This is a genomic window from Methanothermobacter sp. KEPCO 2, from assembly GCF_041228365.1.
In the GTDB taxonomy this organism is placed as follows: Archaea; Methanobacteriota; Methanobacteria; order Methanobacteriales; family Methanothermobacteraceae; genus Methanothermobacter; species Methanothermobacter marburgensis.
This window is the reverse complement of the sequence record NZ_CP166185.1, coordinates 360,876-381,377: the sequence shown is the minus strand read 5'-3', so window position 1 is coordinate 381,377 and position 20,502 is coordinate 360,876. Positions and strand designations below refer to the sequence as shown.

Sequence of the window (20,502 nt, the reverse complement as noted above, 5' to 3'; positions counted from 1 at the left end):
TACTTATCCTTTACCCCTCATCCCACGCCAGATTGACTCCACGTCCGGGTCTCCACCAGACAGCTTGCCTGTGAATTCACCTATCTTCACCATTGCAGGGACCGGTACCATGAGTCCAGCCACGACAGCCTTACCGATATTCAGGGACGGTAGATTTGAGTTCCCACTTTGCCTCAGTGGCCCTCTGAACATGGATCTGATCATTTCAATCAGCAGCATTATTATCTGGCTGTGAAAGTACATGACCAGCAATTTAAGATATAGAATGACTATAGTAACCATATGAATGAATCTATCAGAACCCGCATTGATGAGTTCCTCAGTGTGATAAGGAGTTTCAAGGACGCTGACAGGGTCAGGTTCATAATACTCTATGGCTCAGCCCTCAGGGGGGAGGGGTGGTCTGATATAGACCTTGCAGTGTACTATGATGGAACCCCTGATGAGGCAGCGGATTTCAGGCTGAGAGTCCTCTGTGAGGTGGATGAAATATTCGATGTCCAGATATTCCAGCAGCTCCCACTCTATGTGAGGGTCCAGGTACTCAGGGGTGAGGTCATATACTGTGACAGTGAAAGATTCCTCCATGACATTGCATGGGAGACAGTGAAGGAATTCGATGACTTCAAACACCGCTTCTATGATTACATCGGCATGGCCCCCATGAGGTGAATATCATGATAAGAAAGTCCATCATACTCACGAAGATAAGTGAGATTGAGGAAAGCGTAAATCTTATAGATGATAACCTTCCTGAAACCTTTGAGGAGTTCCGGGGTCTTGGCCTTGTAAGGGATGGGATGTACAAGAGGCTTGAGTTTGCTGTTGAAAATGTCTTTGACATATGTTCCATCCTCAACTCCGACCTGAAACTCGGTGTCCTGGATCAGATGGTGATGTGCTTGAGAACCTTCTGGGAGCCGGAATAATAGACAAGGAAACCTTCAGGAAAGTAAAGGCAATGAGGGGATTCAGAAACATCGTGGTCCACAGGTATGGTAAGATAGATGACCGTATAACATTCAGGATCCTCAGGGAACACCTCAGGGATTTTCATGAATTCACCGAAAAGATCAGAAAAACCCTTGAGACCCTTGAGAATAAATGAAGAGGTTATCATTGAAGACAAAAAATAAATAAAGGGTTTTAAATTGTTATATCACCCGGTAACCTACCATTTGCACCGTAGAACGCCAGTACCCTGCTGTATACGTATACCAGGCGAACAAAGCTCACCTGCCCGTATGATGTTGAGGCATACCTGGGTGCCCTTCCCTGGCTGTTTATGAAGTTCCTGATACTGACTGCCACTGACACGTAGGCTGGCCTTGAGAGTTTACCTGACCTCCATGTGCCTGTGCTACCAAGGTAACCAACAGCACGTGGTTTCAGTGGATTCTGGTTTCCTGAGTTGAGCTGTACCGTGGCGCGTGCAAGTAAATCCAGGAACTGAGGCATGCTGTAAGCCTTACCGGCCACTGTTACAGATGCTGGTAGTTTACGGTAGCGTGCATAGTGGTTCCTCACACTCAGAGCGGCAGCTGCAATCTGTTTAACAGTTAAACCCTGGGATTTAACCGTAACCGTCCTTGCAGGAAGGCCCCCCACTGTCACCAGGTACACACCATCCCTGGTGATGGTGTGGTTGAACCTCACATCCCCTGATTCGCCGGCGGCAAGTGAAATCACCACTGATGCAACCGGGGCCGAATTCACAAGGAGCTCTGCACGGTAATCACCCGGGGCCTCACCGGTATTCCTGACCCTGGCAGAGACACTGATCCTGAGGGGAGCTGCCCCTGAGAGTGGAACTACGGTGAGGTTTGAGAGTTCAAATGCCGCCTTCCTGAGGATCCTGAGGTCTGCCCGGGATGAACTGTTATTGAGGAGTTCATCACCCTGGAACTCTGCAGTCACATTGTAGAGACCTGGCGGGAATACTCCTGGAAGGTTGAGGGTTGCCCATCCATCTGAACCTGTGGTTGAACCCCCCATCTGAACCCCATTTATCCTGAAAATGATGACCTTACCTGGGATTGGGTTCTGTGCCATTAAACGTGCCCTTAAATTGAATGCATCGCCCTCAACAGTTTCAGTGTCTTCCACTGTGATGGCTGATGGAACCTTGAGGACATTCACATCCACTGAGGCGCTTTCATCGTCAAGGGCCCCGTTCACTGTCACTGTACCCGGTGCTGCCAGATCTGTGAGTGTTGAGGATGCAGTTCCATGGGACATCACAGCATCATCGATGCTCCCTGCGGTGGCCGAGAAGTCCACATTATCTGTGTAGGGGACGAAGAATGTGTCATGGTATCCCCCGGCACTGTCATGCCTCAGGTCGGCTGTTATGACTGAGGTGGCCCCGGCAGCAACAGCCGCTGGATTTGCGGTTAATGTGAGGACCATCCATGGTGCTGCAGCAACATCACCTGCTGTGAGTTCGGTGAAGTCCGGTGTGTTACAGCCCCACCAGTTGAACCTGGCATCCACTCCCGGGCCGTCCTCACAGAATACATCGACACCAGGGTTATCCAGGATGCGGCAGAAGCCTATCACTGTAACCGTGAAGTAGCTGAGGACCGCTGATCCTGTATTCCATGACTCTGCAGTGTTACCTGTGAAAGTGGATTCTGTGATATTTGCAAGCACCGCAAGGAAAGAACTTACACCGCCACCAGCGTATGCTGCCCTGTTATCTGTGAATGTGCTTCTGCTAACGGTGATGTTGCCGTAGTTGTTCCTGATTCCGCCGCCGTGTGCTGATGCCACGTTCTCCTCAAAGGTGCACCCTGATACTGTGGTGTTAACATTTTCTGCATGGATACCGGCACCGTAATCTGCAAGGTTTGACCTGAAGAGGGAGTTCGAAACCTGTAAATTCAGTAATGAATCATCAGGGTTTCTGAATCCTGAGATTCCCCCACCATAGCTTGCATTGTTGTAGAGAAACATGGAGTTGGTCACAGTAACCGTGATTTCCGTGGCGTCTGCTGCCCACACATATAACCCGCCACCATGGCTGTCTGCGGTGTTCATTGCAATGGTGGAGTCGCATATGGTTGTATCTCCTCCAGTGTAAATCGCGCCACCAGTCCCTGCACGGCCAAGTACAAATGATGAGTCTCTGATGTTAAGGGATGAGTATGGGGCGCTGTATATGGACCCCCCACACCCTGAGGCCTCATTACCGTTGAAGATTGATTCTGTAACCTCAAGGACCCCCTTACTGTATACTGCACCACCATCCTCTGCGCTGTTCTCCATGAGGTAGCCTTCAGTTAGTTTCACTGTACCGTCACTGTAGATGGCGCCGCCCCCGGCTGCGGTGTTGCAGGTGAGGATGCAGTTCTCCACCTGGAGCTCGCCGTGGTTCATCACCGCCCCGCCCTCAAATGCACTGCCATTTCTCAGCGTGAGGTTCCTGAGGACCAGGACCGTACCCGAGGACACATTGAAGGCCCTGCCCATTGCTTCACAATCAATCACTGTACCGGTGGTTGACTGTCCGGTGATGGTGAGGTTCCTGTCTATCAGCACGTCCCTGTTACCAACACCCCTGTATTCACCATCCGCGAGCCAGATCCTGTCACCTGAGGCCGCGGAGAGGGTCGCGTTTCCAATGGTTGCCTTGGCAGCCGCCCATGAGAGCCCATCATTATCATCGGACCCCCCAGTGGCGTTGACATAGATATCGGCTGCGCTGACACATCCAGGGATAAGCATTATCCCCACAAGAAACAGAAAGAGCCATGTAATTATCTTTATCATGTAAACCCCCTTGAGTATATATAATGATTATAGGATAAAAAATTTTCACTGAACTCCCATGAAACAGGGTTCATGTTTAAGTGATGCGGAAAATAAGGTTAGACCTCTACTGAGATTCAAAAAAAAAGTTAAAAAATAAAGGGTTGGGTTTTAGATTATCAGGTAGTTTGGAAGCCTCCCCCTGTTACCGTAGAACCTCAGTACCTCACTGTATCTGTACACGAGGCCCACAAAGCTCACCCTGCCATAGACCGTTGAGGCATACCTGGGTGCCCTTCCCTGGCTGTTTATGAAGTTCCTGATACTGACTGCCACTGACACGTAGGCTGGCCTTGAGAGTTTACCTGACCTCCAGATGCCAGTACTACCGGCGTAACCAACAGCACGTGGTCTTAACGGGTTCTGGTTTCCTGAGTTGAGCTGCACAGTTGCACGTGCAAGTAAATCCAGGAACTGGGCCATGGAGTACCTCTTTGATGCAATTGTGACAGAGGCTGGCAGTTTACGGTAGCGCAGGTAGTGGTTCCTGACGTTCACGGCTGCTGCGACAAGCTGGTTGATGGTTATACCCGTTGCTGGTGGAGCTGGTCTAACGGTTACCTGGGTGTTAACCACCTGGTTATCAAGAACCGCGGACACCACTGCAACCCCCGGTGCATTGAGGTTCCTGAGGGTTGAGGATGCAACCCCACCGCTCATCAGAGCATCGGTGATTGTACCATAGGTTGTTTCGAAGCCCACAACACCCGTGTATGGTACAGCGGTTGCATGCAGTGTGCCGTCACTGTCATGGAGAAGGTCCGCCCTTATGAGGGAGGTGCCCCCCACGGTAACGGTTGATGGATCTGCAACCAGTGTAAGGACGATCCATGGCGTTGCAGCAACGTCACCTGCTTTGAGTTCAGTGAAGTCCGGTGTGTTGGACCCCCACCAGTTGAATCTGGCATCCACCTGCGGGCCGTCCTCACAGAACACATCGGCGCCAGGGTTGTTCAGGATGCGGCAGAAGTTGACCAGCGCAATGGTGAAGTAGCTGAGGACCGCTGATCCCTGACTCCAGGTCTCTGCAAGGTTACCTGTGAACGTGGACTCTGTGATATTTGCCAGGGCAGCCCGGACATTGCTTATACCTCCACCGGCGAAGCCTGCACTGTTATCTGTGAATGTGCTTCTTCTAACTGTGAGGTTGCCGTAGTTGTTCCTGATTGCGCCGCCGTGTGCTGATGCCACGTTCTCCTCAAAGGTGCATCCCTCAACGGTTGCATTGGCATTGTCTGCAAGGAATCCGCCGCCGTACCATGCTGTGTTGCCTGAGAACGTGCTTCCCCTCAGTAGAACATTTAGGGTACCGGTGTAATCTGTTGCAACTGCCCCACCATACTTTGCGTCGTTTGATGTGAATGATGAGTCTATGACCACTGCAGAATCTGAGGGCTGATATCCCGATACATGAAGAGCGCCGCCAGTTTCAGAAGCACTGTTATCCTGAAATGTTGCTGAGGTAATATGGATGTTACCGAGGCTGTAAATTGCCCCGCCCCTGTATCCCATGTTCTCAAGGAACCTGCATCCCTCGACAGTTAGGTTACCCTGGTTCAGGATGGCTCCACCATGGTTTTCGTTTCCCCTCTTCACGGTGAGGTTTCTGAGGGTGAAACTGACACCCTGCTGGACGCTGAAGGCCCTGCCCACTGACTCACAATCAATCACCGTACCGGTGGTTGACTGTCCGGTGATGGTGAGGTTCCTGTCTATAACTACGTTCCTGTTACCAACACCCCTGTATTCACCATCCGCAAGCCAGATCCTGTCACCTGAAGCCGCGGAGAGGGTCGCGTTTCCAATGGTTGCCTTGGCAGCCGCCCATGAGAGCCCATCATTATCATCGGACCCCCCAGTGGCGTTGACATAGATGTCAGCTGCAGAGGCGGTTCCTGATAAAATGAGGAGCACTGCAATGGCAGCTATTACATACAGATGTTTTATCATTTACCTATCTCCTGCTATCTGCACATTAAATGTGCATATATATAATATGGTTTAATCTGGTTAAAGGTTTTTTTCAAAAAAGCAAGCTGAAAGTTTTAAATGATGGAAATAGATAATATAATATGGCTAAATAATTTTGAAGAGAAGGTTAACTGATCCTCGGGATAACGAATAAGGGTATCTTAATCAGACAGTTCCTCCAGATACCTGGCAACAAATACAGCAAACTTCTCTATATCCTCCAGGTCCCGTTGAAGGTAAAGATAAACCCTCTCAACATCTATTTCCGCATACATATGAACCAGTATGTTCCTGAAACCAGCTGCTGGTGCAAATTTATCTGCAAAATCCCCTGGAAGAACCCCTATTTCTCCAAGTATCTCTATGACCTCCCTGTATGTCTCGGGTTTTCTCGCCCTCTCCCATGATATGATCATCTTCCAAAACGGCACTCTATGGAAACCTCAAGGTACCTTTCAACTGCCCCCCTGAGGGTGACGTCCTTTTTAAGGTCCTCAAGTGAATGTGATCTGTAATTCCTGAGTATCCCCAGGTACTCCTGGAGTTTCTCGAGTTTCGATAGTACCTCATCCTTCACTTCAAACCCTCACGTGCCATCATCCTGAGCGCCAGTCTGGTGTGCCTGTCGTTATGGTACCTTCTATCAAGGTACTCTGACATGATACGTCCCTCGAACCTCACCCTCTCTTCCTCACTGTCCTTCAGGAGTATTCCATCCCTGATTATGCTGTAATTCAGGGAAAGTGGCGCCCGGTTCATTATGACAAGGTCCACCCTGTCTGTTCGGAGTGCGGATACAAGTTCATCTATGAGTTCCAGCTGAAAATTGAGGTCATCGTATCCCTTCAGGGGTTCCTTCAGGAGAACACCGATGTCAAAGTCCCCGAGGGGTCCCTTATCCCCCCTTGCAGTGGAGCCAAAGAGGTATGCAATGCTGACCTCATCCCTTTTTTCCAGAACTTCCACAAGTTTTTCCATTTTCTGTTCTTCAATGCCCATCATGGTTCCACTTGATAATTCTGAATCACATCATATATAAGGTGCCGGCCAGGGATTAACTTCGTAATAGAGAACTATTACGCAGGTCAGCTCTCCAGGGACCATAGCCGTCCTCCAATCACAGATTTTTGTTTGCCATGTTAAGTTTTAATTATGAAATGAAAATGTAAAAATTTAAATTATATTGTGATTTAATATTACTGTTCAGTTATAAGGTGGTTAAATGTCGATGGATTCCGATGGTATTGATAGGAAAACTGGAAAGTTTGCCGGCTGGTGGAACCGCAGGGGACCACTCACAAGGGTGGCCATCATTGTCCTTGGGATAATCATCTGGTCCGCCGCAGCATATTCCTATGGTTACGATAAGGGTGTTGGTGGAGCCATAGAATACGAAAAGGACTCCTTCCAGGTGAACGTTGTGAACTACACAATCCAGAAGGGCGAAGGCGGATTATATGAGATCCAGGGGGAAATCCAGAACAACTATGATAAACCCATACTGCTCGACCCGAGCCTGGAAGTGAAGGGCTTTGACTCCAGTGGTGAAATGGTACTGTACGCCCCCCTATTCATAACCGATTCAGGGGAAATCAGGCCAGGTGAGAAGGTGAAGTTCAGGGGAGATTGCCCTATCCTGGAGGGTTACAGCCCCGATGATATCCTCATTGGGATTAAAACAGAATGTTCCGGTTATGCATGGGCATAGAAAGGTGATCTGAATGGCTGAGGATTTTCGTGAAGAGAATAATGGAAACTTTTTCATACGCTGGTGGAGGAGGAGGGGGACCTTCACAAAGGCAGGTATAGTGGTATCCCTCGTCATAATATGGGGTTTTGTGCTGTTTATGATGGGTTACACTGAGGGTTCATCCTATTTCCACAGTCTCCACATGGGGGATGTCCAGGCAGAGGTGCTCAACTACACAGTGCTGGTTGATCCCAGCGAAGGCTACGTGGTGGGAGGGGTGGTCCAGAACAGGTACAGGGCCACACTCCTACTGGACTGTGTATGGGTCAAGGGCTATAACTCCTATGGAGAGGTCATTGCCCTTGGAATGGCTCCGGTCTTCACCAATTCATCCACGGTAAAGACTCTGAGACCTGGAGAAACCGCCTACTTTAAAACAACAGATTGGGCATTTGAGGATGGATACTACCCTGAGGATATAGCCTCATTTGGTTTAACAGCCAGGGGTAACCTCTTAACACCCTCAGGGACTTTATGTGGGGTGAAGATAGAGTGATGGTCTGATTTGCCCCTTTCCATCATGTGAAGAGCAGGGTGAGAAAAAGGGATATCGCCAGGCACATGAGGAAAAAAATTCCAACTGTACAGCAGCATGCAGAGATATCCCTTGCCTCCTCAGGAACAGGCATTCATACACACCCCCATTTTCTATTTTTTAGGAAGGGGAGATTCCATGAAACCTGCTGATTTCATTGTACTGAGGCTGTCAAATTTCTGAAAGATTGAAATTCCCTAAAATGACACTCCGGTAGCTTTCCGTTTTCATGTCATTTATTATTTATTTGATTATAATATTTTCATGAACATATATATAACATCTGTTGAATGGATGAGCTTATTGTAAAGTCGGGTTCCAGAGGATTAAAGATAGAACACCCGATAAGAGGGGATATACATATATAAACAGCTGAAAAACTGCTCTGAACCCTAACAGAAAATCCCTGCAGTCCCCTGAAGGGATAAGTGGTTCGGGTCAGAATCAAATTCAGAACCCTGCAGTTATCCACCTCTTAACCATTCACCTCTCATATTCCACCTCCTCTTCAGCTGAGACACTGGTGAGTCTCACGTGTTCAACTCCCCGTAGACCCATCATCCTCTCTGTGAGTTCACGTATCTCTGCAACATCACCCCTCACCACGAGGACCTCAAGGCGATGTTTTTCTGTGAGGTGAACCCTCATGACAGCGTCTATGTACTCCCTGTAGTGGTGCTGTATGTCGGCTATTTCCTCCATTGCCCCTGTGTGGTGGTTGTAGATCACCGAGACTATCCCTGTCCTCTCACCCTCCATCTCATTCATCCACCTGTACCTGACAATGTAGTCCTTTATGGCGTCCCTTATACCCTTGGACCTTGAATGGTATCCCCTGTTCCTCAGTACCTCATCAAATTCCTCAAGAAGTTTACTTGGAAGAGACATGCTTATTCTGGTCATGGTGGTCATGGTATCACCCCTGATCTGTGACACCCTAAAATCTGTGTATGAAGTATAAATAATTAAATATTATTTAAATTCAGAATAGCATAATATATGTATTACTATAATTACGTTTGATCTTATAACTCCATCCATGGAGGTGTCTGGAGGGTCTAATTCCTGGTTTGAAAGATAGGATAATCACGGTCAGATTACCCCATTAAAATGGAATACTCTCCTCAGAGGTTCCTCCCTGCCCTGCGGGCCCTCATGAGATTTATATCCCTGCAGGAGTCATCCCCAGGCACCATACCCCCAAGGATCTCCATGGTGACACTCTTAACACCCACCCCGAGCAGCCTGTCACCTAACATGACACTGCGCATGCTCTCTGCAATGCCTGTACCCTCAAGGTGTTCCTCTGTGTGGCCTGCAGAGCAGAGCACCACAGCCTTTTCAATATCAATCCTCGTACCCCGCTCTCCGTCCTCATAGAAGTAGGCGTACCCGTAGGTCCAGACCCGGTCAAACCATCCCTTGAGTTTTGCAGGGCAGTCACTCCACCAGAGGGGATAGATGAACGCAAGGGCATCGGCCCTCCCGATCTTCTCATGCTCCTCCATAACATCCCCTGGTAAGGGTGACCCCGCGTCCTGGCTGATCTCCCTGAGGTACTCCTCCTGACTCAGCTCCGGCCTGAAGTTCATCCTGTAGAGGTCCCCGATCTCATATGTGTGCCCGGCTTCACTGAGGCCCTCTGTAAATGCCTCAAGGACCTCCCTTGAAAAGGACTTCCTGGATGGATGTGCAAAGAGAATATAGACGTGCATATGAATCCCCTGCCATGTTATGTTGCAGGACACATTTATAATCTCAGGAGGTAAATGGGCTCCATGTTACAGAGCACACCTATTAAAGTCTCCTCCTGTAGTGAAGCTCCCTGAAGGGTACCGTGACCTCTGTACCCCCTCCATCCTCCCTGAGGAGTATCCTCAGGTCCCCCTCTATCTGCCTGGCGAGGTTCAGTGCAAGCTGGAGGCCCATCCTCTTTTCACCTGAAAACCCCACACCATCATCCATTACCCTCAGACAGTACTCTGAGTTCATTCTGCTGATTTCAACCTTCACGGTGCCTCTACCTTGAGGAAACGCATGCTGAAGGGAGTTGGATACCAGTTCATTTACTATGAGGGCCAGTGGCATGGCTGTCTCAACGTTGAAGGTATGCCGGGCGTCTATGTGGAATTCAACATCCAGTGCATCAAATACTGATCTGAGGTTTTCTGATATCCTCATTATGCACTCATGCATCTTAACCTCTGCAAGGCTCCCCAGCCCATACACGGATTCATGGATGGCGGCCAGGGTCTGAACTCTGGTTGATGTCCGGATGAGAGCCTCCCTTGCATCCTCACCGGCGGATCTTATCTGCATGTTTATGAGGCTCAGGATTATCTGGAGGTTATTCTTCACCCGGTGATGGAGTTCCCGGAGCAGCGCATCCTTCTCCATGATGTTCCGCTCAAGTTCCTCCTGTGCCCTCATGAGGTCTGTTATGTCGGTGAGGGAGATTATTGCCCCCTCATCCAGGGGAATGTACCAGCCGGTGAAGTTTCTGTCCCCTGCTTTAAGGCTCCTGATGCGCGAGGGTGCCCTGGCATCCATGAACCTATCATGAATGGACCTGAAGTCAATTCCAAGTTTCTTCATGGCCCTGTTGAGGTGCACTGGATTGCAGTCTTCATCGATGACTGCAACGGCCTCCTCAAGGTTCTCAACCACATCCCTGAAGAATCTGCGTGTCCTCCTGAGCCCCCTTTCATTCATGAGGCGTTCATGGTCAACTGTGTTGAGCCTGTAGGCTGTGAAGGTTATGGTAACTATGATGAGCGCCACTGTCAGCGAAAGGAGGAATATCTCTGCAGGGAATGGTAGCTGGTCCCTGCCCCTCAGGATCAGGACCCCTGTGACCGTTATGGCTGTGAGCATGGTTGCAAGGAGCACCCGTGCCGTGTATCCCCCCATCATTCCTGAGAAGAGTGGTTCAATGACTCCCCTGTGGGGATAGAGGCCCAGTAACCCCACAGCGGCCATGAGAAGCTCGGCTGAAATAATGGGGTCCACCCTGAGTGCCTCAACAACCTCCACCACACCTGTGAGGTGGGTCATCACCAGGGCATAGGATATGATCCCCGTGATGTATGCCAGTGTCTGCCCGGCATGATAGTGTCTGTGGATAAGGAGAATCAGACTGACCGAATAGGCCGCCAGCAATGGTGGAGGTAATGGATGCAGACCCTGAAATCCCGCAAATTGAATGAACTGGAGTGGGATTATCATTATGGATAGGGAAAGTGCTGTTCTTCTGTGGGAGAACCCTGCGAGAATTATCGATGCACCAAGCAGCACAAGAGACATGTGGAGAATGGGGAGTTCCCGGGGGGACCCTCCACCCCCAGCCATCATGAGAAGTGCCACGGATGAGAAGAGAATCAGAAAGAACCCCATCAGATGGGGCACAGTATTTTTCATGTTGAGATCCTTTTTAAAGGGGACATACTCCATCTGAACACCTCATACCTATCTGAGGAGGTTAAACATAAAAATTTTTTGAAAAAACAATAAAACTGTGGTTATTAAATCACTGAAACCGCATCCATCATGGCAATGAACAAAAAGAGTCATTTTACCGGTTACAGGTGTCCAGTTATCCCTTACCACTGATACGATTCATCTGTGTAAGGTGAGGACACAAAGCTTATATACTGTTTACTACACAGTAATGTGCACAACACATAACTGTGTAATATGAGGGTCATGAGATGGGTGGCATATGTGAAAGATTCGAAAAGGAAATAAGACGCGGGGCCATACAGCTCGCAGTGGTCTGTCTCCTTGAAAGGGAACTTTACGGATACGAAATCGTCAGAAAACTCCAAGAATCAGGGTTCAGAGTCGAAGAGGGAACCATCTACCCCCTTCTGAGGAGACTCGAGGGGAGGGAATCCTCAAAAGCAGCTGGATGACAGGTGAGGCAAGACCCAGAAAATATTACAGAATCACCGATTACGGTAAGAAGGTCAGAAAAAAATGGCTTGAATTTTTCAGGGCAGTGAACCAGGCCCTCAATGAAATTGAAACCATAATGGAGGAATATCAATGAATAAACTTGATGAATTCATAGAAAGGGCAACCCTGAGACTACCCCCAGAGGAAAGGGAGGAGGTTGCCCGTGAACTCAAAACCCACATACTTGACAGTGCAGAGGCAATAGCCGCATCAAGAAAAACCGATGTCACCAAGGAGGTGATAGCCGAGGCCCTGGAGAGGATGGGCCCAGCAGAGAAAATAGCAGAGATGTACCCCTCAGAGAGGAAATGGAAACCTGGAAAGATCGTGGAGTCAGGAATCTGCGCAAGGTGCGGTACCTGTGCCGTTATATGCCCCAACAACATCATATCCTTCGACGGACGCCCAGAGCTCCAGGAGGAGTGCCTCAGAAACGGTCACGGTATGTGCTTCGAGGTATGCCCCAGGGTCTCCTCAGACGGTTACCAGATCAGCATAAGGGAGAAGTTCCAGGAAAAGGTCTACCATGGAAGGGGACCCATCAGGGGCCAGGACGGTGGCGTGGTGACATCATTCCTCAAACACCTCCTTGAGAAGGGTGAAATCGACGGCGCCATAGTCGTGGGTGACGAACACTGGAAACCTGTATCACTCCTTGTGCAGACGGCAGAGGACCTTGAGGAAACAAGCGGGTCAAAGTACAGCATATCCACCCTTGAAGCACTGAGAACAGCCGGAGAACTCGGAATTGAGAGGGTGGCAGTTGTTGGGCTTCCCTGCCAGATAAACGGCCTCAGGAAACTCCAGTACTTCCCCTACCTTGCAAAGCATGACCTGGAACTTGGAAGAAAGGGCAAACCCGTGAAACTCCCCGAGATACGTTACCTCATAGGCCTCTTCTGCACCGAGAAATTCGAATATGGCAACCTCAGAAAGGTGCTGAGGGAAAATGGTATCAGAATGGAGGACGTTGAAAAATTCAACATCAGAAGGGGTAAGCTTGAGGTTGACCTCGGCGATAGGAAGGAAACCCTGAACCTCAGGGACATCAGGATCTCAGAGGGCTGCAGATCCTGCAGGGACTTTGACGCTCACCTTGCAGACGTCTCTGTGGGCTCCGCTGGAAGCCCCGAAGGCTACTCAACCATCATAGTGAGAACCATGAGGGGCGCTGAAATAGCCGAGGCAGTTGAACTCATGGAGGGTGCAGACACCGCAAAAATAGAGAAGATGAGGGACCTGAAACTCAAAAGATTCCAGAGGGAACTTGAGAGAAGAAGAAAGAATGGTGAATACATCTCCTTCTACTGGACCTCAGATTACCCTGGTGTATCCAGGAGGGCCGATGGCACCTACTTCCTAAGGGTCAGGGCCCGGCCATCAGGCTGGTACAGCCCCTCAGAGGTGAAGGAACTTGTGAGGATCGCCGAAAAATACGGTGCAAGGATCAAGGTCACCAACAGGGGATCCTATGAGCTCCATGATGTGAGTGGCTTTGACGTTGAGGAGGCAGTGGCTGAACTCAACTCCGCAGGGCTCCTCACAGGCTCAGAGGGCCCCCTTGTAAGGGCCACACTTGCCTGTCCAGGTAAGGAGAACTGTGGAAGCGGGATCATAGACACCACAGCAATCTGCAGTGCCATAGAGGAGAGGTTCAGGGAGATGCCGGCACCCTACAAGTTCAAGATAGCGGTGAGTGGCTGTCCAAACAGGTGCATGAGGCCCCAGATCCACGATGTGGGCGTCGCCGGTGTTGAATTCCCTGAGACGGTTGAGCAAATCTGTAACGGCTGCGGCAGGTGCTTCGAGGTCTGCAAGGTTGAGGCCATAAGCGTGCGTGGTGAGACATCCTACACCAACCATGACCTCTGCGTTGGCTGCGGTAAATGCATAAGGGAGTGCCCACACACTGCAAGAAGGGCCAGAGAAGAGGGTTACATACTCTACATAGGCGGTAAGGCTGGTAGGGAACTGGTTGAGGGTATAAAGACCCGTGTTGACACTGTTGATGAGATACTGGAATACATAGACGCTGTTATCAGGGTCTACACCAGGTATGCAAGTAAGCCGCAGAGGGAGAGGCTCGCATCAACCATGAAACGTGTCGGTGAAGAAAAGTTCATGGGCGAGGTGAGGAAGCTCATAAAGGAGAGATCACATAACCAGTGAGAAGGAATAAAAAAGGAGGGATCCCAATGGGATCACTCTAACTTCACAGTCTCAAGTATGGAGTCAAATGTTGCGTCATTCTTTGGTCCGCTGTACATGAATGCATAGCCGCTTGTCCTGTTGAGTTTCAGGTACACGAAGACCGTCTGAGTCGTTGAATCGGTGGCCTTCACCATTGCTGCGTTACGCCCGGCGACCTTTATTATGCTGGATGATACAACACCCTCATTGCTGGCCATCTCCTTCCTGACGGTTTCAGGATCCTTCAGGTAGTAACCCGCGCCTGCACTTACCTCTGCAACTGCAAGCTCTGAGGTGCTGTTACCAAGGTAAACTATGACATCCTTGGAGATTCCCGCCTCCTTCTTGAAGGCCCCCTGCGCCCCTGCAGGGTCAAGGGTCTCCCATGATGCGGGATATGTGAAGTTCAGTTTTCCGTCAGAGAAGCTCTTATACTGGGGCTCCTCACTCACACAACCAGATACAAGGACCGTTGCAGCCACAAGAAACAGAAATAAAATTTTCTTCATATTCAACCTCCCTTAATAATTGTTGTCATGGATATGATTTATAATTTATCCCGGAGCCCATCAACATATAAATAATAGGCTGTTGAAAGATCAGAAACTATGGTGTGGGCCATGTGGCGGCCAGGTCAGGGTTTTTGGGAACTATATATATACTTCCTCCCCAAAGTATAAACACCCGCATGATTAAAGATTCATGATCTGTAGAATTGATTTTAGGTTGATAACCATGAAGGTGAAGGAATGGTGTATGTTCTGTGGGGAATGTGCAGGTGTGTGCCCACGGAACCTCATAGAGGTCAGGGAGAATTCCCTGAAATTTTCAGAGGACCAGTGTAGGGAATGCAACATATGCATACAGGTGTGCCCTGTTAGGGCCCTTGAGAGGTGATTGACATGGTGACTGAAGTTGATGTCCTTGTGATTGGCGCTGGACCAGCCGGTTCAACAGCAGCAAAACACGCCGCCATGGGCGGGGCAAGTGTACTACTCATTGACAAGAAATCAGAGATAGGGGCCCCGAAGAGGTGTGCCGAGGGGGTCTCTGTTGGGGGCCTCGAGTCCCTGGGGATAGAGCCAAACCCCCGCTGGATCACGAAGAAACTTGATGGTGTGCGTCTGGTCTCCCCCAACGGCACAGATGTATGGCTGACCTCAGATAAGGTGGAGCTGCCAGAGGCAGGATACATACTTGAGAGGAAGGTCTTTGACAAGCACATGGCAATGGACGCTGCAAGGGCAGGGTCAGAGATCATGGTGAAGACCCTTGCAACCGGTATGGAGAAGACCGATGATGGGTACCTTGTCAGCGCAGAGTGCATGGGCAGGGAGTTTGAGATAAAGGCCAGGATAGTCATCGCAGCCGACGGCCCCGAGTCAAGGGTTGCAAGGTGGGCAGGCCTCAACACAGCCACAAAGCCCAAGGACATGGAGTCAGCTGCCCAGTTCGAGATGGTCGGAGTGGAGATGGAGGACAATAACTGCATAGAATTCTACTTTGGAAGCGTGGCCCCCGGTGGATACGCCTGGATCTTCCCAAAGGGTGATGACATCGCCAACGTGGGCCTGGGTGTTCTCTCAACAGAGACCGATAAGAGCGCCTATGAGCACCTGCTTGAATTTGTTAAGTCATGCCCGGCAACAAAAAACGCCCAGCCTGTTGAACTCAACATAGGTGGGGATCCGGTTGGTGGCATGCCAAAGGAACTTGTGGCCGACAGCCTCATGGTTGTTGGGGACGCTGCAGGTCAGGTGAATCCCCTCACAGGTGGCGGTATAATAAGCGGTATGACCGGCGGTATGCTGGCAGGAAGGGTTGCTGCTGCAGCGGTCAGTGAGGGTGATGTCAGCAAAAAGAGGCTCAGTGAATACGAGAGGCTCTGCCGTGAGGAGATCGGGAAGGAGATAGACAGGTACCTCAAGGTCAAGGACTACATGCTTACACTCAGTGACAGTGAACTCGATTCAATCGCAGAGGCATTCCAGGATGTCGAGTTTGAGAAGGTGAGCACCACGGAACTCGTTAAGAAGCTCATAAAGGTCTCACCAAAGGCCCTCATTAAACTGGGCAAACTCTTCTAATTTTATATTTGAGTGCCAGTCAATAACCATCAACTGAAACCTATCTTTTTAATCTATTCTAGAATATTAGCTAAACTTATCTGATCTGATTTTTTAGAAAAATTATCCCTGGAAAAAGAAAATCTAATGGCATCTTAAGCCACAAGAAGCACCGCCATGCATACCAGGTAGAATGCCACAAGAACCCTGTGGTAAAGCAGATCAGCCACCTCCACCATCCGCTCCCTTTCTGTGAAGTTGGACAGATAAAGCGGTACAGTGGCTATGAAGGGTGGGACTATCACAAGGAGGATCTGCAGCATGCTGATGTAACCTCCAGTGTAGCTCCAGGCAAGGAGGACACAGAACAGGACAGAAACCAGGGTTGTCGGGGTCTTTCTCTCCTTGTACATGAGGTATGTGCCCATACCTGCAAGGTACATTAAAACATAGACCGGGACCGGGACAACGAGAATACCCCCAAGGAGGACAGCGGCGGATGCCAGTCTCAGAACAGTGTTTGTAGCGGTACTTGCAAGTGGTGCAAGCGGTGTGTCCTTCAGTCTGAGGGGTGGGAGTGTGTAGATGAACTGGTTGAGGACCATGAGAAGGAGTATCAGGCAGAATACCGGTTGGATGATATATGCCACCATGGTGGACACCACAAGAAGGACGCCTATAAAAAGCAGGACCTCCCTGGGCTCAACATGGTTCTCTATGAAGGGCCTTCCCCTTTTCATGCGGTCGTTCCTGTCAGTTTCAATGTCAGTGAAGTCGTTAAGTGAATAGAGAGCCCCCCAGAGGAGCGTCACCGTGAAGAGCCCTGAAATGAATCTGATTGGGTCTGCATCTGAGGCATAGGTGAGTGCCAGAAGGTACATGTGGATGTTCTTGGCACACCAGCTCATTCTCGTTGAACGTAGGAGTGTACTCAGCATGATCTCATCTTCTCCAGAACGGTTCTTGGTCTGCATCCATATAATTCTATGTAACGCCTTATCTCTTCCTCATCAGCACCTGAATGGGCCTTTATTATACTTAAGGTTTCAGTTACGGTGTAATCTATCCTTACGGCCATGAAGGGGATCCTGAGGGTGTGGAAGAGCACTGAAGAGAGGATGGGTATGTCAGTGAAGATGTCCATCTTTTTACCCCTGAAGTAGAACCTCCAGGCTGTCTGGAAGATTATGTTCATGTTGCTGAATTTCCTCGTGTTTCTAATGTACTCCAGAATGCATTTCAGGTAGAACTTCAGTGTTTCAGATCCCGCCGTGGCTGTCCACTGACTGAAACCCGTGAACTCTGAGAAATCGTGGCTGTCATGGAACCTGTCAGCAAAGACCACAGCATCAAATTCAGCAAGTTTTCTGTAAAGATCCCCCCTGTTATCTGCACCGAGCTCCGCCTTCATCTCATCTAAGAGGTGCCTGAACACATAATCTGCGTCCACATCCGCTGACTCAAGGTTACACGGCACTTCATATACATCAAGCCCCACCTCCTGGATACCCCTGTAGAGGTTGGCTGATTTACCTGTCCCTGGGGCGCCCACAACATGGAGTATGTTGCCACGGCGCTCCCTGATAACCCCAAGGGCTTCAAGAAGCCTTCTGTAGGACTCTGTCTCAACGAAGACACTGTTATCAGATACCGAGTTCACCTTGTAGTCCATAATAATAATTAATGAAAGGAAACATATAATCTGTTAGGTGATACCATGAACCTCAAGACCCGTGCATTCAATGATGGCGGAAGAATACCCTCCAGGTACACGTGTGATGGTGAAAACATATCGCCACCCCTCTCCTGGGATGGTGTACCTGAGGAGGCCCAATCCCTTGCACTCATATGTGACGACCCCGATGCACCCTCAAAGGTGTGGACACACTGGGTAATATTCAACATACCCCCCACCACAGGGGCCTCGATGAGAATGTTCCTGCGATGGGGAGGCTAGCTGATGGGTCAGTCCAGGGCTACAATGACTCTGGAACCATAGGCTACAGGGGCCCCTGCCCCCCATCCGGTGTGCACAGGTACTTCTTCAAACTTTATGCCCTTGACACCATGCTGGACCTTGAACCAGGCACAGGCAAGGAGGACGTCCTCGAGGCAATGGAGGGTCATGTACTGGCTGAGGCAAGGATAGTGGGGCTCTACAGGAGAGAATAGCTCATTCAATCATTTAGAGGTCACTGCAGACTGGAAAGATAACTGGTTAATACAAAGAAACAAAACTAAATATTGTTGGGAACCCTAAGCTTGGCAGGAAGGGCCTTTATACGGGCAGGTGCACCGATTGCCAGTGACCATGGGGGCACGTTCCTTGTTACAACCGCCCCTGCTGCCACCATTGCACCCTCACCAACCTCGATCCTGGAAAGGAAGGTGGAGTTTGCACCTATGGATGCCCCCTGCCTTATTATGGGGCCCCTGAGTTTGTACTTGACCCTTATGGGGTAACGGTCGTTGGTGAAGCAGGCACAGGGTCCTATGAAGACGTTATCCTCTATGTAACTGTTCTTGGGCAGATACACGTTTGACTGGATGCTGACATTGCTCCCTATCTTTGAGTGGCCCTCAATGACCGTGTTTGTACCTATGAGTACATCATCACCTATGGTCGTCTTCTCCCTTATTAGGACGTTGTGGCCGGTTCTGAGGTTATCGCCTATGGTAACATCATTGTATATCACGGTGTTTGAGCGCAGAAGGGGGTTTTTACCTATAACAGGGGGTTTACTGAACTTCTTGTAGCCATACCCCACTATTATATTCTCACTTTCCCTTTTATAACCCCATTCTTCTTCCTGATCGCCAAAAAGAAGGCTTTTAATGTTTGGCATTTGCCTGTACATCCCCCAACACGGTTTTATTAAAGTTCAGGTACTACCTGGAGATGAAATCCATATCCACTCTTTATATTAAATATTGACCGTATCTATAATATACTTTACTTCATGCAGATCATCCATCATTTAATCAGACCATAAAAAGGTACTTCACCTAGGTGAATAATCCCGGGAAGGATTCTATGGACACAGATGAACTTGCGGTTCTCATAAGGGAGGTCAGATCCGAGATAGGCCATGAGGATACAGAGGTGCGGATAGCAGAGGCCATATTCAATGGGGAAAGGGACGAGCTTCTCATAGTCGCACCTGACCGTTCAGATAAGTCCATCATAATAGGGAAGGGTGGATGGGTTGTGGGCAGGCTACGGGAGAGACTTGGTATCAGGAGGATCCATGTTGAATCAGAGATCGACCTCCTCATGAGGAGGGAAAGGGTTAAATTTGCGCTTGAACGACTGGCTGAACTCAGGGGATCCTTCAGGGTGCTCTCCCTGCTTGAGAAACCATTGAGGAAACGGCTTGAATACCCGGTGGGACTTGACTTTCTCACAGAAAGTGACAGTGCACCCCAGCACCCTATCAAAGAGCCCGACACTGCTGTAGCACTATCAGGGGGTACTGACAGTTCATTTTCACTCATAGCGGCCGTTAACCTTGGTTTAAAACCTGCTGCATTCACTGCTGACCCCGGCACCATAGTACTCCCTGGCCACGTCAGGAGGGCTGTTGATGAACTCACAGCCTCCCTTGGGGTGAGGCACGAGTACATCAGCATGGATTTCAGTGAATTTCAGAGGGCTGCACTCGAGGGGAGGTTCCACCCCTGCGGCAGGTGCTCATCCATGATTGAGGAAGTCATCATGGAGCAAATAAAGAATGAGGGAATTGATACTGTGATATTCGGTGATCTCCTCTCAACAGGATACGGTTCCCTCCAGGTGACCGATGGTATACTCCGTGTTAATCTACCGGCGCTCTTTGCAGCCTCAAAGCAGGAGCTGAAGTCCGCTGTATCCCCTTATGGTCTCAGGGCCGCTTCAGGGTTTGGCTGTCCCCTTCTGGGGGAGGTCCATCGTAGATATCCTCATATGAGGCGCTACTCAATCCAGAGAGTCCTCAGGGAGACCCGTGCCGGTGTTCTTGAACCCGGAGAGGCCCTGGAACTCGTATGGAGTATCTGCGGCTCCCGGAGAACTAACTGAATATCTTGAGAAGACCGTAGGCTATGAGGAACACACCAACCAGATACCCGACAAGCTGAGGGTATATTATCATCAGTATACCGATGAGCACCGCCAGAAGTCCAACAACCCTTGTTTCAGTTTCAGATTTCATGTAATAACTATATGTCAAAAATGATATATAAAATTT

The 20,502-nt window shown here is 49.6% G+C and carries 23 protein-coding genes and 2 pseudogenes; 11 read left to right on the top strand and 14 right to left on the bottom strand.

The window, feature by feature from the left end; all coding sequences use genetic code 11:
- Window positions 1–3 precede the first annotated feature (3 nt).
- Window positions 4–204 carry a hypothetical protein gene (locus tag AB9H23_RS02255; protein ID WP_370005284.1) on the bottom strand — a complete coding sequence of 67 codons (201 nt, stop codon included), beginning with the start codon at window positions 202–204 and terminating at the stop codon, window positions 4–6.
- Between the two features lie 78 nt (window positions 205–282).
- Between AB9H23_RS02255 and AB9H23_RS02250 the strand changes: the two genes are divergently transcribed.
- Complete coding sequence (locus AB9H23_RS02250; protein ID WP_048175213.1) at window positions 283–672, top strand: nucleotidyltransferase domain-containing protein; 390 nt, start codon at window positions 283–285, stop codon at window positions 670–672.
- A 5-nt stretch (window positions 673–677) separates the two neighbouring features.
- Window positions 678–1,108: pseudogene (locus AB9H23_RS02245) on the top strand (DUF86 domain-containing protein).
- Window positions 1,109–1,146: 38 nt separating this feature from the next.
- Here AB9H23_RS02245 and AB9H23_RS02240 read toward each other — a convergent pair.
- The 5 genes from AB9H23_RS02240 to AB9H23_RS02220 form a co-directional block, all read right to left on the bottom strand.
- The gene (locus AB9H23_RS02240; RefSeq protein ID WP_048175212.1) at window positions 1,147–3,771 is read right to left on the bottom strand and encodes an Ig-like domain repeat protein; all 2,625 of its coding nucleotides are present in this window, start codon (window positions 3,769–3,771) and stop codon (window positions 1,147–1,149) included.
- Between the two features lie 150 nt (window positions 3,772–3,921).
- A complete protein-coding gene (locus AB9H23_RS02235) occupies window positions 3,922–5,760 on the bottom strand; it encodes a right-handed parallel beta-helix repeat-containing protein (RefSeq protein WP_370005282.1) in 1,839 nt (612 codons plus the stop codon).
- A gap of 182 nt (window positions 5,761–5,942) precedes the next feature.
- The gene (locus AB9H23_RS02230; protein WP_370005280.1) at window positions 5,943–6,197 is read right to left on the bottom strand and encodes a DUF86 domain-containing protein; all 255 of its coding nucleotides are present in this window, start codon (window positions 6,195–6,197) and stop codon (window positions 5,943–5,945) included.
- The gene (locus AB9H23_RS02225; protein ID WP_370005278.1) at window positions 6,194–6,358 is read right to left on the bottom strand and encodes a hypothetical protein; all 165 of its coding nucleotides are present in this window, start codon (window positions 6,356–6,358) and stop codon (window positions 6,194–6,196) included. Before AB9H23_RS02225 ends, AB9H23_RS02230 begins: the two co-directional genes overlap by 4 nt.
- Window positions 6,355–6,783 carry a nucleotidyltransferase domain-containing protein gene (locus AB9H23_RS02220; protein WP_370005276.1) on the bottom strand — a complete coding sequence of 143 codons (429 nt, stop codon included), beginning with the start codon at window positions 6,781–6,783 and terminating at the stop codon, window positions 6,355–6,357. Before AB9H23_RS02220 ends, AB9H23_RS02225 begins: the two co-directional genes overlap by 4 nt.
- 220 nt (window positions 6,784–7,003) lie before the next feature.
- Between AB9H23_RS02220 and AB9H23_RS02215 the strand changes: the two genes are divergently transcribed.
- Window positions 7,004–7,489, top strand: coding sequence for a hypothetical protein (locus AB9H23_RS02215; RefSeq protein ID WP_370005274.1), 486 nt, complete (start codon window positions 7,004–7,006; stop codon window positions 7,487–7,489).
- Window positions 7,490–7,502: 13 nt separating this feature from the next.
- On the top strand, window positions 7,503–8,027 hold the full coding sequence (locus AB9H23_RS02210) for a hypothetical protein (protein WP_370005273.1): 525 nt from the start codon (window positions 7,503–7,505) through the stop codon (window positions 8,025–8,027).
- Window positions 8,028–8,549: 522 nt separating this feature from the next.
- Here AB9H23_RS02210 and nikR read toward each other — a convergent pair.
- From nikR to AB9H23_RS02195, 3 genes are all read right to left on the bottom strand, one after another.
- The gene (nikR, locus tag AB9H23_RS02205) at window positions 8,550–8,969 is read right to left on the bottom strand and encodes a nickel-responsive transcriptional regulator NikR (RefSeq protein ID WP_370005271.1); all 420 of its coding nucleotides are present in this window, start codon (window positions 8,967–8,969) and stop codon (window positions 8,550–8,552) included.
- Window positions 8,970–9,190: 221 nt separating this feature from the next.
- Window positions 9,191–9,781: an NAD(P)H-dependent oxidoreductase gene (locus AB9H23_RS02200; RefSeq protein WP_370005270.1), complete on the bottom strand. Its 591-nt coding sequence runs from the start codon at window positions 9,779–9,781 to the stop codon at window positions 9,191–9,193.
- Window positions 9,782–9,863: 82 nt separating this feature from the next.
- Window positions 9,864–11,516: a sensor histidine kinase gene (locus AB9H23_RS02195; protein WP_370005268.1), complete on the bottom strand. Its 1,653-nt coding sequence runs from the start codon at window positions 11,514–11,516 to the stop codon at window positions 9,864–9,866.
- Window positions 11,517–11,773: 257 nt separating this feature from the next.
- Between AB9H23_RS02195 and AB9H23_RS02190 the strand changes: the two genes are divergently transcribed.
- From AB9H23_RS02190 to AB9H23_RS02180, 3 genes are read left to right on the top strand one after another with little or no spacing between them, the layout of a single operon-like run.
- Window positions 11,774–11,977, top strand: coding sequence for a PadR family transcriptional regulator (locus tag AB9H23_RS02190; protein WP_370005266.1), 204 nt, complete (start codon window positions 11,774–11,776; stop codon window positions 11,975–11,977).
- On the top strand, window positions 11,974–12,114 hold the full coding sequence (locus AB9H23_RS02185) for a hypothetical protein (RefSeq protein WP_370005264.1): 141 nt from the start codon (window positions 11,974–11,976) through the stop codon (window positions 12,112–12,114). Before AB9H23_RS02190 ends, AB9H23_RS02185 begins: the two co-directional genes overlap by 4 nt.
- Complete coding sequence (locus AB9H23_RS02180) at window positions 12,111–14,189, top strand: Coenzyme F420 hydrogenase/dehydrogenase, beta subunit C-terminal domain (RefSeq protein WP_370005262.1); 2,079 nt, start codon at window positions 12,111–12,113, stop codon at window positions 14,187–14,189. Before AB9H23_RS02185 ends, AB9H23_RS02180 begins: the two co-directional genes overlap by 4 nt.
- 32 nt (window positions 14,190–14,221) lie before the next feature.
- On the opposite strand, the gene AB9H23_RS02175 is transcribed toward AB9H23_RS02180, so the two are convergent.
- Window positions 14,222–14,719 (bottom strand): hypothetical protein, encoded by a 498-nt coding sequence (locus tag AB9H23_RS02175; protein WP_370005260.1) that lies wholly within the window; start codon window positions 14,717–14,719, stop codon window positions 14,222–14,224.
- 226 nt (window positions 14,720–14,945) lie between these two features.
- On the opposite strand from AB9H23_RS02175, the gene AB9H23_RS02170 reads away from it, so the two are divergent.
- Entirely contained in the window at window positions 14,946–15,107 is a 162-nt protein-coding gene (locus AB9H23_RS02170) for a 4Fe-4S binding protein (protein ID WP_013295546.1), read from the top strand.
- An 8-nt stretch (window positions 15,108–15,115) separates the two neighbouring features.
- Window positions 15,116–16,297 (top strand): NAD(P)/FAD-dependent oxidoreductase, encoded by a 1,182-nt coding sequence (locus AB9H23_RS02165; RefSeq protein ID WP_370005911.1) that lies wholly within the window; start codon window positions 15,116–15,118, stop codon window positions 16,295–16,297.
- A gap of 134 nt (window positions 16,298–16,431) precedes the next feature.
- On the opposite strand, the gene AB9H23_RS02160 is transcribed toward AB9H23_RS02165, so the two are convergent.
- The gene (locus tag AB9H23_RS02160) at window positions 16,432–17,214 is read right to left on the bottom strand and encodes a UbiA family prenyltransferase (protein WP_370005258.1); all 783 of its coding nucleotides are present in this window, start codon (window positions 17,212–17,214) and stop codon (window positions 16,432–16,434) included.
- Window positions 17,208–17,948: an ATP-binding protein gene (locus AB9H23_RS02155; RefSeq protein WP_255503756.1), complete on the bottom strand. Its 741-nt coding sequence runs from the start codon at window positions 17,946–17,948 to the stop codon at window positions 17,208–17,210. The genes AB9H23_RS02160 and AB9H23_RS02155 overlap by 7 nt, the downstream gene beginning before the upstream one ends.
- 45 nt (window positions 17,949–17,993) lie before the next feature.
- Here AB9H23_RS02155 and AB9H23_RS02150 point away from each other — a divergent pair.
- A pseudogene (locus AB9H23_RS02150) lies at window positions 17,994–18,448 on the top strand (YbhB/YbcL family Raf kinase inhibitor-like protein).
- 65 nt (window positions 18,449–18,513) lie between these two features.
- On the opposite strand, the gene AB9H23_RS02145 reads toward AB9H23_RS02150, so the two are convergent.
- Window positions 18,514–19,122, bottom strand: coding sequence for an acyltransferase (locus AB9H23_RS02145; protein WP_048175191.1), 609 nt, complete (start codon window positions 19,120–19,122; stop codon window positions 18,514–18,516).
- Between the two features lie 188 nt (window positions 19,123–19,310).
- Here AB9H23_RS02145 and AB9H23_RS02140 point away from each other — a divergent pair, with 188 nt between their 5' ends.
- Window positions 19,311–20,333, top strand: a complete 1,023-nt coding sequence (locus AB9H23_RS02140; RefSeq protein ID WP_370005256.1) for an ATPase — start codon at window positions 19,311–19,313, stop codon at window positions 20,331–20,333.
- On the opposite strand, the gene AB9H23_RS02135 is transcribed toward AB9H23_RS02140, so the two are convergent.
- A complete protein-coding gene (locus tag AB9H23_RS02135; protein ID WP_171770393.1) occupies window positions 20,326–20,466 on the bottom strand; it encodes a DUF3096 domain-containing protein in 141 nt (46 codons plus the stop codon). The genes AB9H23_RS02140 and AB9H23_RS02135 overlap by 8 nt on opposite strands.
- Window positions 20,467–20,502 lie beyond the last annotated feature (36 nt).